General features: G+C 50.8%; 15 protein-coding genes. 5 read left to right on the forward strand and 10 right to left on the reverse strand.

The window, feature by feature from the left end:
- Positions 1-3: 3 nt before the first annotated feature.
- From speB to aat, 5 genes are all read right to left on the reverse strand, one after another.
- A complete protein-coding gene (speB, locus tag ABT56_RS13455; RefSeq protein ID WP_047879407.1) occupies positions 4-918 on the reverse strand; it encodes an agmatinase in 915 nt (304 codons plus the stop codon).
- Between the two features lie 59 nt (positions 919-977).
- Positions 978-2,900, reverse strand: a complete 1,923-nt coding sequence (speA, locus tag ABT56_RS13460) for a biosynthetic arginine decarboxylase (protein WP_047879408.1) — start codon at positions 2,898-2,900, stop codon at positions 978-980.
- A 573-nt stretch (positions 2,901-3,473) separates the two neighbouring features.
- Positions 3,474-3,692, reverse strand: coding sequence for a translation initiation factor IF-1 (gene infA / locus ABT56_RS13470; RefSeq protein WP_005298441.1), 219 nt, complete (start codon positions 3,690-3,692; stop codon positions 3,474-3,476).
- A 190-nt stretch (positions 3,693-3,882) separates the two neighbouring features.
- Positions 3,883-4,581 (reverse strand): arginyltransferase, encoded by a 699-nt coding sequence (locus tag ABT56_RS13475; RefSeq protein WP_047879410.1) that lies wholly within the window; start codon positions 4,579-4,581, stop codon positions 3,883-3,885.
- A complete protein-coding gene (gene aat, locus ABT56_RS13480; protein ID WP_047879411.1) occupies positions 4,578-5,291 on the reverse strand; it encodes a leucyl/phenylalanyl-tRNA--protein transferase in 714 nt (237 codons plus the stop codon). Before aat ends, ABT56_RS13475 begins: the two co-directional genes overlap by 4 nt.
- A gap of 126 nt (positions 5,292-5,417) precedes the next feature.
- Between aat and ABT56_RS13485 the strand changes: the two genes are divergently transcribed.
- Positions 5,418-5,879, forward strand: coding sequence for an outer membrane lipoprotein (locus tag ABT56_RS13485; RefSeq protein ID WP_047879412.1), 462 nt, complete (start codon positions 5,418-5,420; stop codon positions 5,877-5,879).
- Between the two features lie 62 nt (positions 5,880-5,941).
- Here ABT56_RS13485 and pyk read toward each other — a convergent pair whose 3' ends face one another.
- Both pyk and ABT56_RS13495 read right to left on the reverse strand, forming a co-directional pair.
- Positions 5,942-7,387, reverse strand: coding sequence for a pyruvate kinase (pyk, locus tag ABT56_RS13490; protein ID WP_047879413.1), 1,446 nt, complete (start codon positions 7,385-7,387; stop codon positions 5,942-5,944).
- 338 nt (positions 7,388-7,725) lie between these two features.
- Positions 7,726-8,580: a MurR/RpiR family transcriptional regulator gene (locus tag ABT56_RS13495; protein ID WP_047879414.1), complete on the reverse strand. Its 855-nt coding sequence runs from the start codon at positions 8,578-8,580 to the stop codon at positions 7,726-7,728.
- 280 nt (positions 8,581-8,860) lie between these two features.
- Here ABT56_RS13495 and ABT56_RS13500 point away from each other — a divergent pair, with 280 nt between their 5' ends.
- From ABT56_RS13500 to fabV, 4 genes are all read left to right on the forward strand, one after another.
- Complete coding sequence (locus ABT56_RS13500; RefSeq protein ID WP_053062491.1) at positions 8,861-9,727, forward strand: NAD-dependent epimerase/dehydratase family protein; 867 nt, start codon at positions 8,861-8,863, stop codon at positions 9,725-9,727.
- Positions 9,728-10,615: 888 nt separating this feature from the next.
- A complete protein-coding gene (gene psrA, locus ABT56_RS13505) occupies positions 10,616-11,290 on the forward strand; it encodes a TetR family transcriptional repressor PsrA (protein ID WP_047879521.1) in 675 nt (224 codons plus the stop codon).
- A 79-nt stretch (positions 11,291-11,369) separates the two neighbouring features.
- Positions 11,370-13,646 (forward strand): acyl-CoA dehydrogenase, encoded by a 2,277-nt coding sequence (locus ABT56_RS13510; RefSeq protein ID WP_047879415.1) that lies wholly within the window; start codon positions 11,370-11,372, stop codon positions 13,644-13,646.
- A gap of 195 nt (positions 13,647-13,841) precedes the next feature.
- Positions 13,842-15,044 (forward strand): enoyl-ACP reductase FabV, encoded by a 1,203-nt coding sequence (fabV, locus tag ABT56_RS13515; protein ID WP_047879416.1) that lies wholly within the window; start codon positions 13,842-13,844, stop codon positions 15,042-15,044.
- A gap of 66 nt (positions 15,045-15,110) precedes the next feature.
- Here the strand turns inward: fabV and ABT56_RS13520 are convergent, their stop codons facing one another.
- From ABT56_RS13520 to ABT56_RS13530, 3 genes are all read right to left on the reverse strand, one after another.
- Complete coding sequence (locus ABT56_RS13520; protein WP_047879417.1) at positions 15,111-16,454, reverse strand: ATP-binding protein; 1,344 nt, start codon at positions 16,452-16,454, stop codon at positions 15,111-15,113.
- Positions 16,454-17,128, reverse strand: a complete 675-nt coding sequence (locus ABT56_RS13525) for a response regulator (protein WP_047879418.1) — start codon at positions 17,126-17,128, stop codon at positions 16,454-16,456. The genes ABT56_RS13520 and ABT56_RS13525 overlap by 1 nt, the downstream gene beginning before the upstream one ends.
- 269 nt (positions 17,129-17,397) lie before the next feature.
- Complete coding sequence (locus tag ABT56_RS13530) at positions 17,398-19,080, reverse strand: aspartate:alanine antiporter (protein ID WP_047879419.1); 1,683 nt, start codon at positions 19,078-19,080, stop codon at positions 17,398-17,400.
- Positions 19,081-19,268: the final 188 nt, after the last annotated feature.

A 19,268-nucleotide genomic window follows, 5' to 3' on the forward strand; every position in this document is an offset into this window, starting at 1 on the left:
GCTTTATCGCTGGCTAGCCAATAGGTGCAGCATGTCGGTGGCAATGGTGGCTGCGGCTAGAGCAGTAATATCGGCATGGTCATAGGCCGGTGCCACTTCGACAACATCCATACCGACAAGGTTGATACCTTGCAGGCCGCGGATGATTTTCAGTGCTTTGTCTGAAGTCAGTCCGCCGCATACCGGAGTGCCAGTACCGGGGGCAAATGCCGGGTCCAAGCAGTCGATATCAAAAGTGAGGTAGACCGGCATATCGCCGACACGCTGTTTGATTGCATCGATAATTTGCTCGGCAGACCAGTCGTTGGCCGTCGCCGCATCAACCACTTGGTAGCCCAGTGTGTCGCTGTGCTCGGTACGAATACCAATCTGGATAGAATGGTGCGGGTCGATCAGACCTTCGTTAGGGGCATGGTAGAACATGGTGCCGTGGTCGAATTGGCTGCCCATGTCGTAGGTATCGGTGTGGGCATCGAAATGGATCAGGGCCATTTTGCCGAATGTCTTGGCATGGGCGCGTAGCAGCGGCAGGGTGACGAAGTGGTCACCGCCGAACGTGAGCAGGGTTTTACCTTGCTCTAGCAGGGCTGAGGCATGTTGCTCCAGCCGTTCGCACATCTGTGCGGCATCGCCGCAGTCGAACACCAGATCACCGCAGTCGGCAATCTTGATTTTGTCCGCCAGCGCGAATGTCCACGGCCAGCGTTTGCCTTCCCATGCGAGGTTAGTCGAAACCTGACGGATAGCTCCCGGTCCCATGCGGCTGCCAGAACGTCCCGTCGTGGCCATATCGAAAGGTACGCCGGTAATGATGACGTCGGCATCGGACTCCAGCGGAGCAAAGTTCAGCGGCTGGCGTAGAAAACCAAATGCGTTGGCATACAGTGAATAGTCAGGGTAATTGGCAAGTGTTGCCATTGTGTACTCCAAAAATCATCAGTGCCGCCTGCCATTTCTCGGGCAGGCGGTGCTTAAAATTAGCGGTTGCCGTTAATATCTTCGAGATAAGTGTAGCCACTTAATCCTTCGGATAATTCGGCAAGGATGGCGTCGTGCTGCTCGGTAGGTAGGTGCTTGGCAACCATTTCCTGGTATTGTTTGAGGAAGGTGGCCGCATCCAGATGAACATAGCGCAGTACATCGCCAACGCTGTCTCCGCGTTTGATATGCTCGATATCGAAGCCGCCCTCAGGGTTGCTGCGAACTACCGCACTGTCGGTATCACCGAATAGGTTGTGCATATTGCCGAGGATTTCCTGATAAGCCCCGACGAGGAAAAAGCCCATACGGTAGGGTTCTTCATCGTTCCATGCCGGAACGGCCAATGTTTCTTCAATGCCTTGGCCTTCAACATACTGTTCGATCGCACCGTCAGAATCACAGGTAATATCAAGGATAATAGCCCGGCTCTCCGGTGCCTTGTCGAGGTTGTTCAGTGGCAGAACAGGGAAAATCTGTTCGATTCCCCAAGCATCAGGCAATGACTGGAATAGCGAGAAGTTCACGAAGAACTTGTCGGCAAAACGGGCCTGTAGTTCATCGAGCAATGGTCGGTGAGCTCGGTTCTTGGCTGACAGCCGCTGTTTTAGTTCGTAGCACAGACGCAGACTGAGTTGTTCGGCCCAAGCTCGCTCAGCGAAGGTCAGCAGGCCCATCGAGAACTGGGCATGTACCTCAGCCAGATCACTTTGGGTGTCGTGGTAAATTTCAATCAGGGCTCGCTGCTCGCGCAGGGTGCTCAGTTCGAGCCATGAGCGCCACATGTTGTGAAGTAGCTGCGGTGCGGATTCTGGCGGCGCGACAGCGGGTTCCGGCTGGTAATGCTCAACGCCGATCACATCGGTGATTAACACTGCATGGTGGGCAGTGAGATTTCGGCCCGATTCAGAGATAATCCGCGGCATGGCCATACCGTATTCTTTACAGATATCACCGATGGTATAAACCACGTTATTAGCGTATTCACGCAGGCTGTAGTTCATTGAGCAGCTGCTTTGGCTGCGGGTTCCTTCGTAATCCACGGCTAGGCCGCCACCCACATCCACCGTGGTGATCCCCGCACCCAATCGGCGCAGTTCGGCATAGACCCGGCCAGCTTCGCTGACGCCGTTGCGGACGTCTCGGATATTGGCAATCTGTGATCCTAGGTGGAAATGCAGCAATTGCAGGCAGTCCAACATCTTGTTGTCGCGCAGTTTATTGATCACAGTCAGCACTTGTGATGCTGACAGGCCGAATTTCGACTTTTCACCGCCACTGGCCTGCCATTTCCCCTTGCCTTGTGAGGCGAGGCGGGCACGGATCCCCAAACGCGGGCGCACGCCTAGCTCGGCAGCCTGCTCGATGATGGTGTCGAGCTCGGAAAGCTTCTCTAAGACGATATAGACTTCATGGCCGAGCTTTTCGCCGATCAGCGCCAGGCGGATGTATTCGCGGTCTTTGTAGCCGTTGCATACGATAACCGAGCTGGCCTGTTGTGCCATAGCCAATACGGCCATGAGTTCAGGTTTGCTGCCGGCTTCAAGGCCGAGCTGACGTTGCTGTTTGGCGTATTGGCTGGCGAGGATTTCACTGACGACGGCTTCCTGCTGGTTGACCTTGATTGGGAAAACAGCAAGGTATTCGCCGTCATAACCGTAATCGGCAATCGCATCGTTGAAGGTCGAGCATAGGCTGTCGACCCTGTGGTGCAGAATATCAGGGAAGCGCACAAGGACAGGCAGCGAAGCTCCCTTTGCAATCAACTCGTCGGCGAGAGCAGACAGGGCAATATGATTAGCTGGTTGTTGCTTGTCTGGGCTGACTGTGACATCACCATGGTTGTCGATGTCGAAATAGCCCTGTCCCCAGTAAGGGGTGTTGTAGACATCGCGTGCATTGTCGATAGACCAATCACTCATTATTTCATCCTCTTAGTGAGTGGGTACTTGTTACAGAAAGCTGCGTAAGGCAATGCCTCAGCCTGAGCGGCTGTAAGTACCAGAGAAAATACAATGCGAGCTGGATAGGTGTTATCCAGCGTTGGCTGTGGTTAGGCGCTCGTTGCCGTCATTGGCATTTTTGTGGGCCGCCTTAACGACATCTTCCTTTTCCGGCGTCCCTTATTAAGGGCCGGTACAAGGGTTTTGTCTTTGAGGGAGAGGGGAGCTGCGATGTCGCAAAGTGTTACCAGGCTAAGTTCTGCCTGGAGTTCATGGCTTGCGAGAGGTTTCATTGTCATTCCTAAACGGCCGTGCTGCAGTCAGATTTCACGGTATGACAGAGATAGGGGAGCGGTTTCCCCGTATACACCTCGGTTACCTACTTACTGGGTTTTTGGGTGCAGTGCGATTAGACAACCGAATAGGGGTTGAGGCAAATAAAATGATTTTTACGCCGCTAACAAAGAATCTTATCGTTAAGGGTAAATGATAGGCAAAATAAAACCCGGCCAAGAGCCGGGTTTTATTTGTATTCTGTAATCTTTTACAAGATTAGCGTGCGCGGAAGACGATGCGGCCTTTGGTTAGGTCATATGGAGTCAGTTCCACAGTTACCTTGTCACCAGTTAGAATACGGATGTAGTTTTTACGCATTTTGCCAGAGATGTGAGCAGTCACAACGTGACCGTTCTCTAGTTCAACGCGGAACATTGTGTTAGGTAGTGTATCAAGTACAGTACCTTGCATTTCAATTACGTCTTCTTTTGCCATTGAATCCTCTTAGGCTACCAGCCATTCATCTGATCGGGCTGGATAATGCCTCGAATCTGTGTAGTGTTAAGTTTAGGCCGCAATTTTACCCTCGCAATGGGGCTTTGTCAGCTATTGTGATGCATTAAATGTAATTTATCTCAATTCGTTGGGCGGACGGTGATAAATCACGCTGCCTAACTCGTGAATGTTATCCCCAGCGCTGGTCAATCAGCTTTTGGTGGGGGCTGAAGCGTACCTTATAGCTCATGGCCGGGCATTGATCGATCTGGTAGCCCGGGTAGAGCCATTGACGTCCCGTTTGTTGGCCGTAGCTGATTTGGTAAAGCACACACAATGTGCCGAGTGACAGGCGGGACTCGGGATCGAAAAAGGTGTAGACCGCACTTAGCGCATGCTCGAATACATCGGTTACGGCAATGGCGACCAGCGTGTCGTCTTGGTAGACATGGAGAAACAGGGTCGTCATCCAAGGGGCGGTGCAAAATTCGAAAAACTGCTGCTTGTTGGCTGGCGACATGCTGCCGTCGGCATGACGGTGGCGGATATAGCGGTCGTACAGAGAAAACCACTCAGGATCCAGTTCGGCCTTGAACTCCCACCTCAAACGGCGGACTTGGCTTAGCTGACGCTTCTGGCTTCGGCTCGGCACGAAATTCTGGCAGTCAATGCGCAATGGGGTACAGGCGTTGCATGATGGGCACATCGGCTTGTATACCGCATTGCCGCTGCGGCGATAGCCAGACGCAATGAGTACCGCATACCCTTCAGGGGTTAGCCAGTGGTGATCGATAACGACCCCGAGCTGTTCAGTTTCGTTATCAAGGTAGTTACAGCTTGATTCTGGGGTCATCCCAACCCGCAGGGACATAGATAAATAGTTACTCATTCTATGGGTTCAACCAGTTGCTGAGGATCAAAGCACCCTTGCTTGAGTATGGCATCTCTGTGACCAGTTAGAAAATCGCGGAAAACCGGGCGCTCAATTTCGGCTGCCCCCAGCGAGGCAAGGTGGTCGTTCATTACTTGGCAGTCGATAAGCTGGCCGCCGTGGCAGTGGAAGTGGCGACAGAAAAACCATAGGGCAATTTTAGAGGCATTGTCGGCAATCGAGAACATGGACTCGCCGCAGAAGATATGTCCCATGCCAATGCCATAGAGCCCACCGACCAGTTTCTCGTTTTGCCATACCTCGACGGAGTGGCAATAGCCTAGGTCATGGAGTTGCTGGTAGGCTTGGATCATATCATTGGTGATCCAGGTTTGGTCTGGGCCACGGGTGCTGGCGCATAAGCGGATGACCTGATGGCAGGCGTGGTTTATGGTGACTCGGTAACCGGATTTTCGGAAAAATTTCTTCAGGCTCTTGCTGGGGCGAAATAAGTTCGGGATAAAGACTGCACGCGGTGCCGGGCTCCACCAAAGTAGGGGCTCACCATCGGTAAACCAAGGGAAGATCCCTTGCCGGTAGGCCGAGATCAATCGTTCAGGGCTGAGATCACCGCCAAAGGCCAGCAAGCCGTTGGGATCGGCCAATGCTGTATCTGGGGACGGAAAATCAGTGCTCAAGGGGTCGAGTTCGGGCAGGTAAATAGCCATAATATGTCGATTGTAGTTGATTTGAGAGAGGTCGCGATGGAGCTGATTATATACCGAAGCGGGCTCAATATGCAGGACTCGTTGAGACGAGTATCCTGACGTCATAGGGGGATAAGCTGGGTTACTATGTGGAAAAAATGGTTGTTGTTAATTTTACTCCTTCCGGTGCTGGCAACGGCAGGGCCATATAATCGCAACGAGGCCAGAACGGTGGATCGTGTGGTTTTCGGTGTGGTGGATAGTGTCCGTTATATGACTCACCAAGATGTGATCACTTCGCAACGAAATGGTTGGGAAACTTTGCTAGGCGCAGTGGTTGGCGGGCTGGTGGGCAATCAGTTTGGCGGTGGCTCGGGGCGAGAAGTGGCTACAGCGGTCGGTGCGGTTGCCGGTGCCGGTATTGCTCATGCGCGACAGCCGACCGAACAGGTGGTTAACTATCGTTTGGTCGAGTTGCTGATCAGGGCTGATGACGGCACATTGATTGATGTGATTCAGGATGTGGATTCGTCCATGGTGTTTCAGCGTGATGACAATGTCCGGATACTCTATTTCGCTGATGGGGTTAGGGTGGATAAGACCTACTAGCCACAAAAACAAAAAGGCGGCCTGTTAGCCGCCTTTTGCGTTTTTGTTATCCGTCGCGTGGATTATTCCACGGTCAGAATACGCATATTGTTGGTTGAACCAACAGTATCCATGATGTCGCCTTGGGTGATGATAACCAAATCACCAGTTTCCAAATAGCCAGCTTCTTTCAGAACAGCTACGGCATGCTTGGCCGCTTCTAGGCCTGCGTCGCTCTCGTGATCGAAAAATACCGGTGTCACGCCACGGAAAAGCGCCGCGCGGTTCAGGGTACGTTCGTTGCGAGACATGGCGAAGATTGGCAAGCCAGACGAGATGCGTGACATCATCTGCGGTGTGCGGCCTGATTCGGTCAATGCGATCATCGCCTTCACGCCTTCCATGTGGTTTGCTGCGTACATGGTTGACATCGCAATGGTTTCTTCCGCTGACTCGAAAGTGCGAGACAGGCGGTGGTTGGAAACATTGATGCTAGGCTCTTTTTCTGCGCCCATACATACGCTTGCCATTGCAGTGACGGTTTCAACCGGGTAGCTACCAGCTGCCGTTTCGGCAGATAGCATAACGGCATCAGTACCATCAAGTACGGCGTTGGCTACGTCCATAACCTCGGCGCGAGTCGGCATTGGGCTGGTGATCATCGACTCCATCATCTGGGTCGCGGTGATCACGGTGCGGTTCAGGCTACGGGCGCGGCGGATCAGTTTCTTCTGTACGCCGATTAGCTCAGGGTCACCAATTTCAACACCTAGGTCACCACGGGCAACCATAACGGCATCGGATGCCATGATGATGTCGTCCATCGCTTCGGTTGTTGCAACTGATTCTGCACGCTCAACCTTCGCGACCAGCTTCGCTTCAAGGCCAGCTTCAGTGGCTAGGCGACGCGCATACTTCATGTCTTCGCCGTTGCGAGGGAAAGATACCGCAAGGTAGTCAACGCCCATTTTCGCAGCGGTTAGGATATCGGCCTTGTCTTTGTCTGTCAGTGCAGCCGCTGATAGGCCGCCACCTTTTTTGTTGATCCCTTTGTTGTTAGACAGAGGGCCACCAACGGTAACTTCAGTGTGAACTTTGTTGCCTTCAACCGATACGACTTTAAGTTGTACGCGGCCATCATCTAGCAGCAGGATGTCGCCAGGAACAACATCTTTTGGCAGTTCTTTGTAATCAAGGCCAACAGCTTGCTGATTACCTTCGCCTTTTGGCAGATCACTGTCTAGGGTGAATTTGTCACCGATAGCCAGCTGAATTTTCGAGTCTTTGAAAGTGGATACACGGATCTTTGGGCCTTGCAGGTCACCAAGGATTGCAACGTGCTTTCCTAGTTTTGCGGCAATTTCACGTACGGTTTTGGTGCGCTGAATGTGATCTTCAGGGCTACCGTGGGAGAAGTTCATACGTACAACGTTGGCACCGGCGGCGATAATTTTCTCAAGGTTATTATCACGGTCAGTAGCTGGACCCAGTGTTGTTACGATTTTAGTACGTCTTAGCCTTTCAGACATTGGAAACTCCATTTGTATCTTTGAGAACCAACGAAACGTTTGCTTGCTAGCATCGGGTTTCATTGTTGTAAATGAAAGATTACTACATTCTATGGCAGCATGGCCGCTTTCGCATCAACAAAGTAGGGCTAGGTCACACCTAAGCATTCTAAGTGATGAAAAAAAACTCATTTTTTGTGGGACGATATGCGAGGCTTTTTGGGGAATTCGGTGACGAGAAAAAGCATGTGCCGGGACGATAAAAATTGCTTGTAGCCGGAAGGGGAATTACGGGTATACGGATAGTAAAAAGCACGGTTGAGAACCGTGCTTTGGACGTAACAGTAAAGAGGGGACTATTAGAACATCTCTTCTTTGCTAAAGCGCGAATCCTTTAGCGAATCTTTCACTCGCTTGAGGTTTTCGCGGAAACCAGCACCGCGGCGAAGGGTGAAACCAGTCGCTAGTACGTCGATGACGGTCATCTGCACGACGCGGCTCGCCATCGGCATGTAGATGTCGGTATCTTCTGGTACGTCAAGGCAAATTGATAGTGAACATTCACGATCAAGTGGTGATTCTTTGGCGGTGATCCCAATGACCGTCGCGCCGTTCTCTCGTGCCATGCGGGCAATATCGACTAGGCTCTTGGTTCGGCCGGTGTGGGAAATCACCACAACCACATCACCATCGGTACAGTTGATCACGCTCATGCGCTGCATCACGATATCGTCGAAGCAGACAATAGGGATATTGAAGCGGAAAAACTTGTTTTGGGCATCGTGTGCGACAGAGGCTGACGCCCCGAGCCCAAAGAATGAAATCTTCTTAGCTTGGGTAAGCAGATCGACCGCACGGTTGACCTGCATCGGGTCCAGGCTGTTCTTGGCAACGTCGAGACATGCCATAGTGGATTCGAAAATCTTCGAAGTATAGGCATCCGGCCCGTCGTCTTCCTCGACATTGCGGTTTACATATGGAGTGCCATTAGCCAGGCTCTGGGCAAGGTGCAATTTGAAATCAGGAAAGCCCTTGGTGTCCAGTCGACGACAGAAACGGTTTACGGTTGGCTCACTGACATCAGCCATTTTTGCCAGTGTTGCAATACTGGAATGGATAGCCGTTTGTGGTGAGGCAAGGATAACTTCAGCGACCTTGCGTTCGGACTTACTGAAGTTATCGAGATTCTTTTGAATTTTTTCTAGGGTATTCATGGCGGTTACCGCTCGTTACAGAATTTTGTTACTGGCTTACCATACAAACCAAGCCATGTGCTGAAACTATACTACTTTTCATGGAAGCACTCCTAGTAAATCCATGAATCTGGTAGTGTCTTTTTATTATAGTTTGACAGGGATCGAACTTTGTCTTTCAGAACTGAAATTAATTTATATAAAAATTACCGAACTTGGGCGTTTTTTGAACTTAATTTGTAGCTAAATTTCATCATGCTGGGAATTAATTTACAGAATGAAATAAATAGGAGCCACAAGAGTGAATAATGATACCGCTAAAACCAAAGTCAGCATTTGCGGCTGTGGGTGGTTAGGTTTGCCGTTGGCAGCGCATTTGGTCTCGCTGGGTTACGAGGTATGGGGCAGTCGCCGTTCTCTTAACGATGCGCAACCTCTTGAGGATAAAGGTATTCGTGCAATTGAGCTGACATTACCTGCAGGGCTGAGAGGCAACGAGCAACTAGAGGCTTTTTTGGCAACGGATGTAATGGTGGTCAATATCCCACCCGGCAGGCACAGTGGTGCTGCAGCTCAGTTCCGATCAAATGTCGAAGAATTACTGAAGTCAGCCAAATTGGCGGGGTGTAAACGAGTGGTATTTGTCAGTACCACTGCGGTGTATGGAGCAGTTCAAGGACAGGTCACCGAGGTAGTTCAGCCGGAGCCAGAGACCGAGTCGGCGCAGGCTCATGCGTGGCTTGAGCAGTACCTGCAAGACAATTGGCAGGATGACGCTGTCGTTCTGCGCTTAGGTGGGCTGATTGGTCCAGGCCGCCATCCTGTTAGGTATCTGGCTGGCAGGAAGGGGATTGAAAGTGGTCATACCAAGGTGAATTTGATCCATCTCGACGATTGCATCCAAGCCATTAGCCAAATCATAGGGCATTGGCCTGCTGAACATGTGTTGCATCTTGCCGCACCGTCACATCCTACCCGGGTAGAGTATTACACCAAAATGGCTGAACTGGCTGCTCTTCCTTTTCCGGAATTTGTCACAGGAGAGGACAAGGTCGATGATTCAAAGTGGATTGATGCATCTGCAACCTGCCGTTTGCTAGGGCTGGATCTTCGCTATCCGGATTTGATGGCAGTGGAACCCGAGTTGGCAAACAGGGACGGAGAGTAAGTTGGTAAAAAAAATCCCGCTGAATGGTCAGCGGGACAACACATAAAACACAATTAGGAGTTTAGCAGCAGTGGCATTTTTAAATTAAAGAAGCATTCTTCCGATAAAGGCTTCTTTAATATCAATGTCACTATTTATGACCGGTGTAATCTTCAATGGTTCAAGAAATTTGAAGTTTTTTTTGATTTACATCTGAGGTTCTTTTTTTTCAAGTCGTTAGGTTTGTTTTTTGCTTAGCTGCTTGTTGCGGCGATAAAACTGTGGTGACAAAAAAAAGCCCACTGAAAAGTCAGTGGGCAAAGCTCTATTTACACAATTAGGAGTTTAGCAGCAGTGGCATTCAAAGAATAAAGAGGTAATAAGGTATGTTTGGCGGCCAGCTAACAAAAAAGCATCTTTATTCTCAATGTCACTAGTTATGACTGCTTAGGATAGAAATGGTTCCGCTCGAGTAAAAATTTTTATGAATTTTTTTTCGCAGAGCCTAAATCCTCAAACAGGGAGGGATCACGCTTGCAGCTCATCCCATTCCCGGCTGGTTTGGACATGGCATAAAAAAACCCGCCTCCATATGGGACGGGCTTCGAAGAATATCTTCTAAGAAAAAGCAGTGGCATTACTTATGACCCGTACTTAATCCGTTTGTTCCCACTTTTTTAAAAAATTCTCAAAATATTTTTTTCTCGTGATACTGGATGAGGTGTCGTGCGACAGGAAGAGGATAGGGCATGTCGACATGCTCGAGGGGGATGCTGTAAATGCGTAAATCACAAAAGCTGTTTATTTTTCTTCTAATCAGGGGCTTATAGAGACTTTTGTATTTAACTCTTGTTAAAAATGTTATTGAGTTGTAATGTTTAAACAAGTGTTTAATACGGGTGAATGAATATGGCAGGGAAGGTCGAAACCAAAGTGCGCATTCTGGATGCGGCAGAGGTATTGTTTGCCGAGCATGGCTTCAAGGATACCTCTTTGCGAACCATTACCTCGAAGGCCAATGTGAACCTCGCGTCGGTCAACTACCACTATGGTGATAAGAAAGCGTTGGTGCGTGCTGTGCTCAGTCGTTACCTCGATGCATTTATGCCAAAGATGCAAGCGGAGCTCGATGCTCTGCTTACTCGCGATGAAATTACATTGGAGGAGGTCTTTGGTTGTATTAAGCAGCCGCTGCTTTCTTTGAACAACTACCGTCCTCAAGGGGCGACTATCTTCATGTCATTGATCGGACGCGGCTACACAGATGTACAAGGTCATCTCCGCTGGTTCATCATGACTCGTTACGAGGCGGTGTTGCACCGTTTTACTTCTGCGATTTGTCGCGCCAACCCCTCTTTGGATCCTGAAACTTTATTTTGGCGTCTACATTTCACCTTGGGTGCGGCCGTTTTCACTATGGCTTCGTCAACGGCATTGTGTGAAATAGCCGAGAATGACTTTGCCCGTCGAATTTGTACGCAAGATCTTATCGACCGCTTGATCCCGTATCTTGCGGCAGGCGTTTCTGCGCCCATTGATCATCCGTGGCTGAGGGTTCAAGCCATGGCCGGAGGCGGTAAATAACCGTTCCGTAGTCCGAAATCTGATTAGCAATACCCTGCAACAAAACAACAATAACGCATGAGACAAAAGGACATTAACCATGAGTACGTTAGCCAATATGAGAAAACGCTATCTCAGTGATCCCGCTTTCAAGATGTTCAAGAAAGTTCTGCCGCCGCTCTCTGAGACAGAGCGTGAGGCAATGGAAGCGGGGAGTGTGTGGTGGGATGGCGAGTTGTTTGGGGGAAACCCAAGCTGGAATACGTTACTGACTTATCCCCAGCCGAAACTTAGCCGTGATGAGCAGGCATTTATCGACAATCAGTTGGCGACGTTGCTCGATATGCTTGATGATTACCAAATCGTTCAGGAAGACCGCGATTTACCGCCAGAAGTTTGGGAGTACTTGCGCAAAGAGCGTTTTTTCTCGCTGATTATTGGCAAGGAATACGGTGGATTGGATTTTTCAGCCCATGCTAATTCGACAATCGTCACGCGGATTGCGACTAAGAGTCTGAGCGCGGCGGTTTCGGTGATGGTGCCGAACTCTTTGGGCCCTGGTGAGTTGCTAAGCCATTATGGTACTCAGGAGCAAAAAGACTATTGGCTGCCGCGTTTGTCTCAGGGCAAGGATATTCCTTGTTTTGCCCTGACCGGCCCGGAGGCGGGATCGGATGCCGGTAGTATCCCTGATAAAGGGGTCGTCTGTTACGGTGAATTCGAAGGCAAGGAAGTGTTGGGGATCAGCCTGACGTGGAACAAGCGTTACATTACCTTAGCGCCTGTTGCGACAGTATTGGGCTTGGCCTTCAAGCTCCATGATCCGGACAGCTTGATCGGTGACAAAGAGGCACTTGGTATCACCTGTGCGTTAATTCCTGCTGATTATCCGGGGGTTGAAATTGGTGAGCGTCATGATCCGCTCAATCTTGCTTTTATGAACGGCCCGACTCGCGGTAAGAATGTGTTCATCCCGATGGAGTGGGTGATCGGCGGCCAGGATTATGTTGGCCGGGGTTGGCGGATGCTGGTTGAATGTTTATCGGCTGGTCGCGGGATTTCGTTGCCAGCACTGGGTACGGCAGTCGGCCATTTGACCGCAAGGACAACGGGGGCCTATGCCTACGTGCGTAAGCAATTTGGGATGCCGATTGGCAACTTTGAAGGCGTCGCCGAGTCGATGGGGCGGATCGGCGGGGTGACTTACATGCTGGAGGCCGCCCGTACCTTGACGACGACGTCGCTGGATCTTGAGGAAAAGCCGGGTATTGTGACGGCGATAGCCAAGTACCACATGACGGAGCTGGCCAGAACGATTTTGAATGATGCGATGGATGTTCATGCCGGTCGGGCTATTCAGCTCGGGCCAATGAATTATATCGGCCATCATTATTTCGGTATGCCTGTGGCTATTACTGTCGAGGGGGCCAACATCCTGACCCGTAACCTGATGATCTTTGGTCAGGGGGCGACTCGCTGTCATCCGTACGTATTGGCGGAGATGGAGGCGGCGGCCAATCCTGATGGCGAGGAAGGGGCGAAGCAGTTCGATGGCCTGTTATCTAAGCATATTGGGTTTGCGGTGGGTAACGTTGCCAAGTCCTTGCTCAATGCGTTTACCCGTTCTGCCTTCAATCGCAGCCCGGTCAGCGGCGAGACGGCGGTGTACTACAAGCAATTGTCCCGAATGAGCCGGGCATTGGCGGTTTCGTCTGATTTTGCCATGCTCAGTCTCGGTGGCGAGCTGAAGCGTCGTGAAATGGTGTCTGCGCGGTTAGGGGATGTGCTTAGCCATCTGTACCTCGCATCTGCAGTGCTCAAACGTTATGAGGACGAAGGCCGTCAGCAACAGGACTTGCCGTTTGTGCACTATGGTGTCCAGTATTGCCTGCACCGGTGCGGTATCGCATTTGACGAAGTGATGTCTAACTTCCCACGCCGGGGGATTGGTCCATTACTGCGCGGGTTACTATTCCCGTTGGGAATTCATTATCCGGCACCGAGTGACGATAATAAGATGGCGATCGCCAAATTGCTGATGACACCGGGTGCACATCGCGAGCGGTTGACCCATCTGTGCTATGTCGGGGAGAGGGCTGATGATCCTGTCGGTATCATGGAGCGAGCATTTGTTGCCCTGTACCAAGTTAAAGATATTGAACGGAAGATCACGAAGGCCGTCAAAGCCGGTGAGATCCCGCGCAAGTTTTCGTTAACAGAAAAATTACAAGCGGCCGTGAGTGCGGGGATCATCACAGAAGCAGACAGTAACAAGGTGCATAATGCTGAGCAATTAAGGCAGCAGGCGATTCAGGTTGATCACTTTGCTGCTTCGCATTTCAAAAAAGGTGGCCTGCAACCGGGGAAAGCTGCCTAGGGTCATTCCCGAAAAATAATCCTGGTGTCTCCCATGTGCCACGTGAAAACGTGGCACTTTTTTTATACAAAAAAACACCCAAACGTCGCCTAACACCTCCAACCACTGCCAATTTTAGCGTTTCCGGACATAAATTTAATGCGAACAAGCCATTTACCTTTTATCCTACTGTCAACTGTGTAAGGGAAGTTGAAAATGATCATCAAACCTAAAATTCGTGGATTTATCTGTACGACAACACACCCAGTGGGTTGTGAAGAGAATGTTCGTGAGCAAATTGCTTACACCAAGGCTCAAGGTCCAATTGCTAATGCACCAAAGCGTGTGTTGGTCGTTGGCTCATCAAGCGGCTACGGCTTGTCTTCGCGTATCGCGGCGGCATTCGGTGGTGGTGCGGCAACCATTGGTGTGTTCTTTGAAAAGCCAGGTACAGAGAGAAAGCCAGGTACTGCAGGTTGGTACAACTCTGCTGCCTTTGACAAGTTTGCAAAAGAAGAAGGCCTGTACGCGAAAAGCTTCAATGGCGATGCATTCTCGCATGAAGCCAAAGAGAAGGTCATTGAGCTGATTAAGCAAGACCTTGGTCAGATCGACATGGTGGTGTACTCATTGGCATCGCCTGTGCGTAAGCTGCCGGATACGGGAGAGGTGATCCGCTCTACCCTGAAGCCGATGGGTGAGACCTACACGGCAACAGCGGTTGATACCAACAAAGATGTCCTGATTGAAGCAAGCATCGAGCCAGCTACCGAGCAGGAAGTGCAAGATACCGTGACAGTGATGGGCGGTCAGGACTGGGAACTGTGGATCAATGCGCTGGCTGATGCTGGCGTTCTGGCTGACGGTTGCAAAACAGTTGCCTATAGCTACATCGGTACTGAAATCACATGGCCTATTTACTGGAATGGTGCACTTGGTAAGGCCAAGATGGATCTCGATCGTGCAGCTAAGGCGCTAGATGAGCGATTGGCCGCGACAGGTGGTAGTGCCAATGTTGCTGTACTCAAGAGCGTCGTTACCCAAGCAAGCTCTGCGATCCCGGTTATGCCGCTGTACATTGCGATGGTCTTCAAGAAAATGCGTGAAGAAGGCGTCCATGAAGGCTGTATGGAGCAGATTTACCGCATGTTTACCCAGCGCCTGTACAAGGCCGATGGTAGCGCTGCGGAAGTCGACAGCGAGAACCGCCTGCGATTGGATGACTGGGAATTGCGTGAAGATATCCAGAAGCACTGTCGTGAGCTATGGCCGAACGTGACCAACGAGAACCTGTTTGATGTTGCTGATTACCAGCAGTACAAAGACGAGTTCATGAAACTGTTCGGTTTCGGTATCGCTTCTATCGACTACGAAGCAGACGTAAACCCGGTTGCCGAGTTTGACGTTCAAGATATCTAATTAGCCCGAAGGCTAATAAATAAAAACCGCCGATTCCGGCGGTTTTTTTATGTCTGAATGTTGTGGTTAATGCTTCGGTAGGGTGATCACAAAGGCTGCCCCTTCGATACTGGCGTCCTCGACGTGAATGGTGCCGTTGTAGCTCATCACAATTTCATGGCAGACCGACAGACCGATACCCTGCCCAGGGTTGAGCTGATCAGCGCGCACGCCGCGCTGGAAAATAGCCTCCCGCATTGACTCGGGCACACCCGGGCCATCATCTTCGATGCGAATCACATAGTTGTTCCCTTGCTCAGTTGCATGGACGACAACCTGTTCGATACAGAAGCGGTAGGCATTTTCCAGCAGGTTGCCGAACAGTTCCATTAAATCGCTGCGGTTTACCGGAAGGGTTTGCGTGTCGCTAAAATCAAAGCGGAGTTTGACACTCTTTTCGCTGTATACCTTGGTGAGCAGGCGATCAAAGCTCTCCAGCAGGGGCTTGAGTTCGGTTTTGTCTTTCTGCAACCCTTGTTGGCCCATCATGGCTCGCTTGAGTTGGTACTGAACCAATTCGTCCATTTGGCTGATTTGTTCCATGATCCGCTGGTTGAGTTCATAGCGCGGGATCTCTGAATCATCAAGCAGGGCGTTGGTTGCAGCCAGCCGGGTTTTCAGGCTGTGGGCCAGATCATCCATCGCATGGCGGTAGCGGCCTTTTTGGGCATTGCTGATCTCGACCAGGCGGTTGAGTGCCAGCGTGACATCTTGCAATTCCATCGGATAGTTATCGTCGAGTTTGCTACGCCGGGCATCGGTCATTTCATCAAGCTGCGAAGCCAGTTTGCGCAGGGGCTGGAAGCTCCAGTGGAAGGCGGCAATCAAAAAAGCAATCGCAATAAGAACGAATAGGCCAAGGTAGAAGGTCGTACGCTGGTGGAGCTGGTTGAGCGATGAAACGTAAGAATCTCCCGAACGCAGCACAATTAGCTGGAAGGTGTTGCCGTTTTCACGCTCTTCCGACATGTTGTAGGCAATATAGCGTTCGCCGTTACTGGTTTCGACCAGTGTCGGAACAGGAATGCTGTCAGGCAGTTCGACGCAGACATTGCCGATGTTGGCTTCTTGTGCCTCGGCAGAAAGCCAGATCGTCTTGTCCGTTTTGTCACAGACCACCGACATATAGTCCGTATCGGAAGGGTCGATAGAATTAATCCATCGATCCATGTCTTTGATCAGGCCTGCTCGGTTGAGCTGGGCGACGACCATCGGCATCTGGGCGACCAGCTCGGAAGAGTAGGCTGCCATGTAGCTCTGCGAATAGAGTTGGTTGATCACCCCGGCAAGAGCCGAGGTGATCAGGACAATAATGGCTACCGAGGTGACCAATACACGTCGGCGCAGGCGGGGCTGGATAAGTGCTTTCATTACTGGGCTTGTAGTTCGAAGATGTAGCCCTGTCCTCGGATTGTCGAGATGGGGTTGTCTTGGCCGTTACTGGTAAATTTCTTGCGCAAGCGGCTGATCATCACTTCGATGGTGTTGGGATCCCCTTCTTGATCTTCGTACAGAACATCAAGCAGGCGCTGCTTGGAGACCACTTGGCGGCTATGGCGCATCAGGTATTCCAGTAGATCGTATTCAAAGGCTGTGAGTTCGAGTAGGTTTTCGCGGATAAAGACTTGTTTAGCGAGTAAATCGACCCGAATATTACCGGCTGTCATTTCCGGTTTGACGAAACCGGCACTGCGGCGCACCAGCGCACTGAGGCGTGCAACCATCTCTTCTTTCTGGAACGGTTTCACCAAATAGTCATCGGCGCCGGCTTCAAGGCCCGTTACTTTGTCCTGCCAGTTGGAACGAGCCGTGAGAATAAGGATTGGCAGACGTAGGCCTTTGTCTCGGATGTCTTTTATCAGGCTGATTCCGTCACGGTCAGGTAAGCCTATATCTACAATGGCGACATCGTTAGGGTAATCTTGTGCGAAGAACAGCCCTTCCTCGGCGGTGCCAGCGCACTGTACCTGATGGCCCATTTCGCCAAGCTGTGATTTGAGGTGATGGCTAAGAATAGGATCGTCTTCAACAATAAGAATGCGCATAGTTTTGATACCAATGTATTTTTCTTTCTTTCAATATACTGAACAGAAAGAAAACTGGCGAATGATAAAGGGGAAAATGTGCAATGAGTCAGCCTTTGGTTAATGGCATGACCCCGTAAAATCCCAATACTATCAAGATGCCGTATTCTCGCTGAGGCAAGCATCTCGAGGTAACTTGAGTATATGCAATAGGATAAATCAGGCGGTCTGAATATGTGCTGACTGAGCAGGAAAAGGCTTCCCCCGGCTTGCGGCCGGGGGAGGGGGGATCATTGGAGAATAACGTACAGCGTACCTGCAATGGTCAGCAGGACGTTGGCGATGGCATAGGTGCCAGCATAACCAAGGGCCGGGATAGTTGAGCGGGCATGCTCGTTGATCATATCCATAGCCGGGGCACAGGTTCGGGCACCGATAATGGCACCGAATAGCAGGGCGCGGTTCATATTCAGCACGTAGGCTCCGAACAGGTAAGCGAGAACGACAGGGATCACGCTCACCATCAGACTGACGGCAAAGACAGTCGGGCCTATGGTGCTCAGCGAGTTGAACATGTTCGAGCCCGCACTCAAGCCGATACCAACCATAAAGACCATCAGGCCAAGATCCTTGGTCATATTCAATGCACCCTGCGGTACGTAACCGAACGTTGGGTGGTTGGCGCGGAGGAAACCAAGGGTAATCCCCGCGACGAGCAAGCCTGCGGCACTACCTAGGCCGAAGGCTAGGTGACCGAATTTCATGGTGATGCTACCGACTAGCAGGCCGATGATAAAGAAGCAGCAGAATGCCAGCAAATCCGCAATTTGGCTGTGTACCGAGATGAAACCGATGCGCTCGGCAAGGCCATGCACCCGGCTCTTTTCACCGCTGACCTGAAGGATGTCCCCTTTGTTGAGCATAATGCTGTGGTCCATTGGCATTTCGATCTGAGCCCGGACAACACGGTTTAGGAAACAGCCGTATTCAGACAGGTTCAGCTCGGACAGACGTTTGCCAGCGATACTGTCGTTCTTGACCACGATTTCTTCTTCGATAATACGCAAATCAAGTAGATCGCGGTCGAATACCTCTTTACCGTTGCGGAAGCTAGGGTCCAAACGGGCATGGCTATCTGGGTAGCCGACAAGTGCAATCTCATCACCTTCTTGCAAAATGGCATCGCCATCAGGGTTGGCCAAGATACCGTTACGGCGGATTCGCTCAATGTAACAGCCTGTCTGGCGGTAGATGCCCAGTTCGCGTAGGTTACGGCCATCAATCCAGTTGATTAGTTCTGGTCCTACTCGGTAAGCGCGGATAATCGGCAGGTATACTTTGCGCTGGGCACTTTCGCCGATGCCGCGTTCACGGGCAATTTGCTGTGAGGATTCTGCCAGATTTTGCTTTTGAAGTTTCGGCATCAGCTTGGCCAGCATGATCACACTAACGAGGCCAATCAGGTAAGACATGGCGTAGCCGACACTCAGGCTGTCGATAATCGTGGCGATGGCCTGTGGTTCGGTGACATCTGTCAGGCCGCTTAGAAGGGCATCCTTGGCACCTACCAGTACTGGAGTTGCGGTTAGAGATCCGGCCATCAGTCCGGTTGCCAGCCCCAAGTCGAGGTTGAGGGATTGGCTCATAATCGCAGTAATGACCGTTGCCGAAACAACAACGACCAATGCCAACAGCAAATAGTGTTTGCCGTCGCGGAAAAAAATACCGAAGAAGTTAGGGCCTGCTTCAATGCCGACACAGAAAATAAACAGCATAAAGCCGATATTTAGTGCTTCTGCATCGAAGGTGAAGCCGGCATTGCCGAATAGCAGGGCGGTGATCAGGACTCCGATGGAGTTGCCGAGCTGCATGTTGGCAAAACGAATTTTACCGGCAAACAGGCCAACGGCTAAGACGACAAAAAGCAACAGAATATCATTCTGGTGGAGGAGGGCGGCGACGTCGATATTCACTACAAATTTTCCGCAGGAAAGGGTAAGAACTAGAGCAAGTAAGAATTGGGGCAAATTTTAGCTGATTTTGTGGAGAGAACCTACCGCAAAAAGTGCTTTTTTGAACGAAAAACAGATTAATTTATGCTGGTATTTCAGTTGGCCTATATTAAGAAAGGCTGACAAAGCAGCCTTTCTTGAAAATATGT

This window comes from Photobacterium aquae, assembly GCF_001029445.1.
GTDB lineage: Bacteria > Pseudomonadota > Gammaproteobacteria > Enterobacterales > Vibrionaceae > Photobacterium > Photobacterium aquae.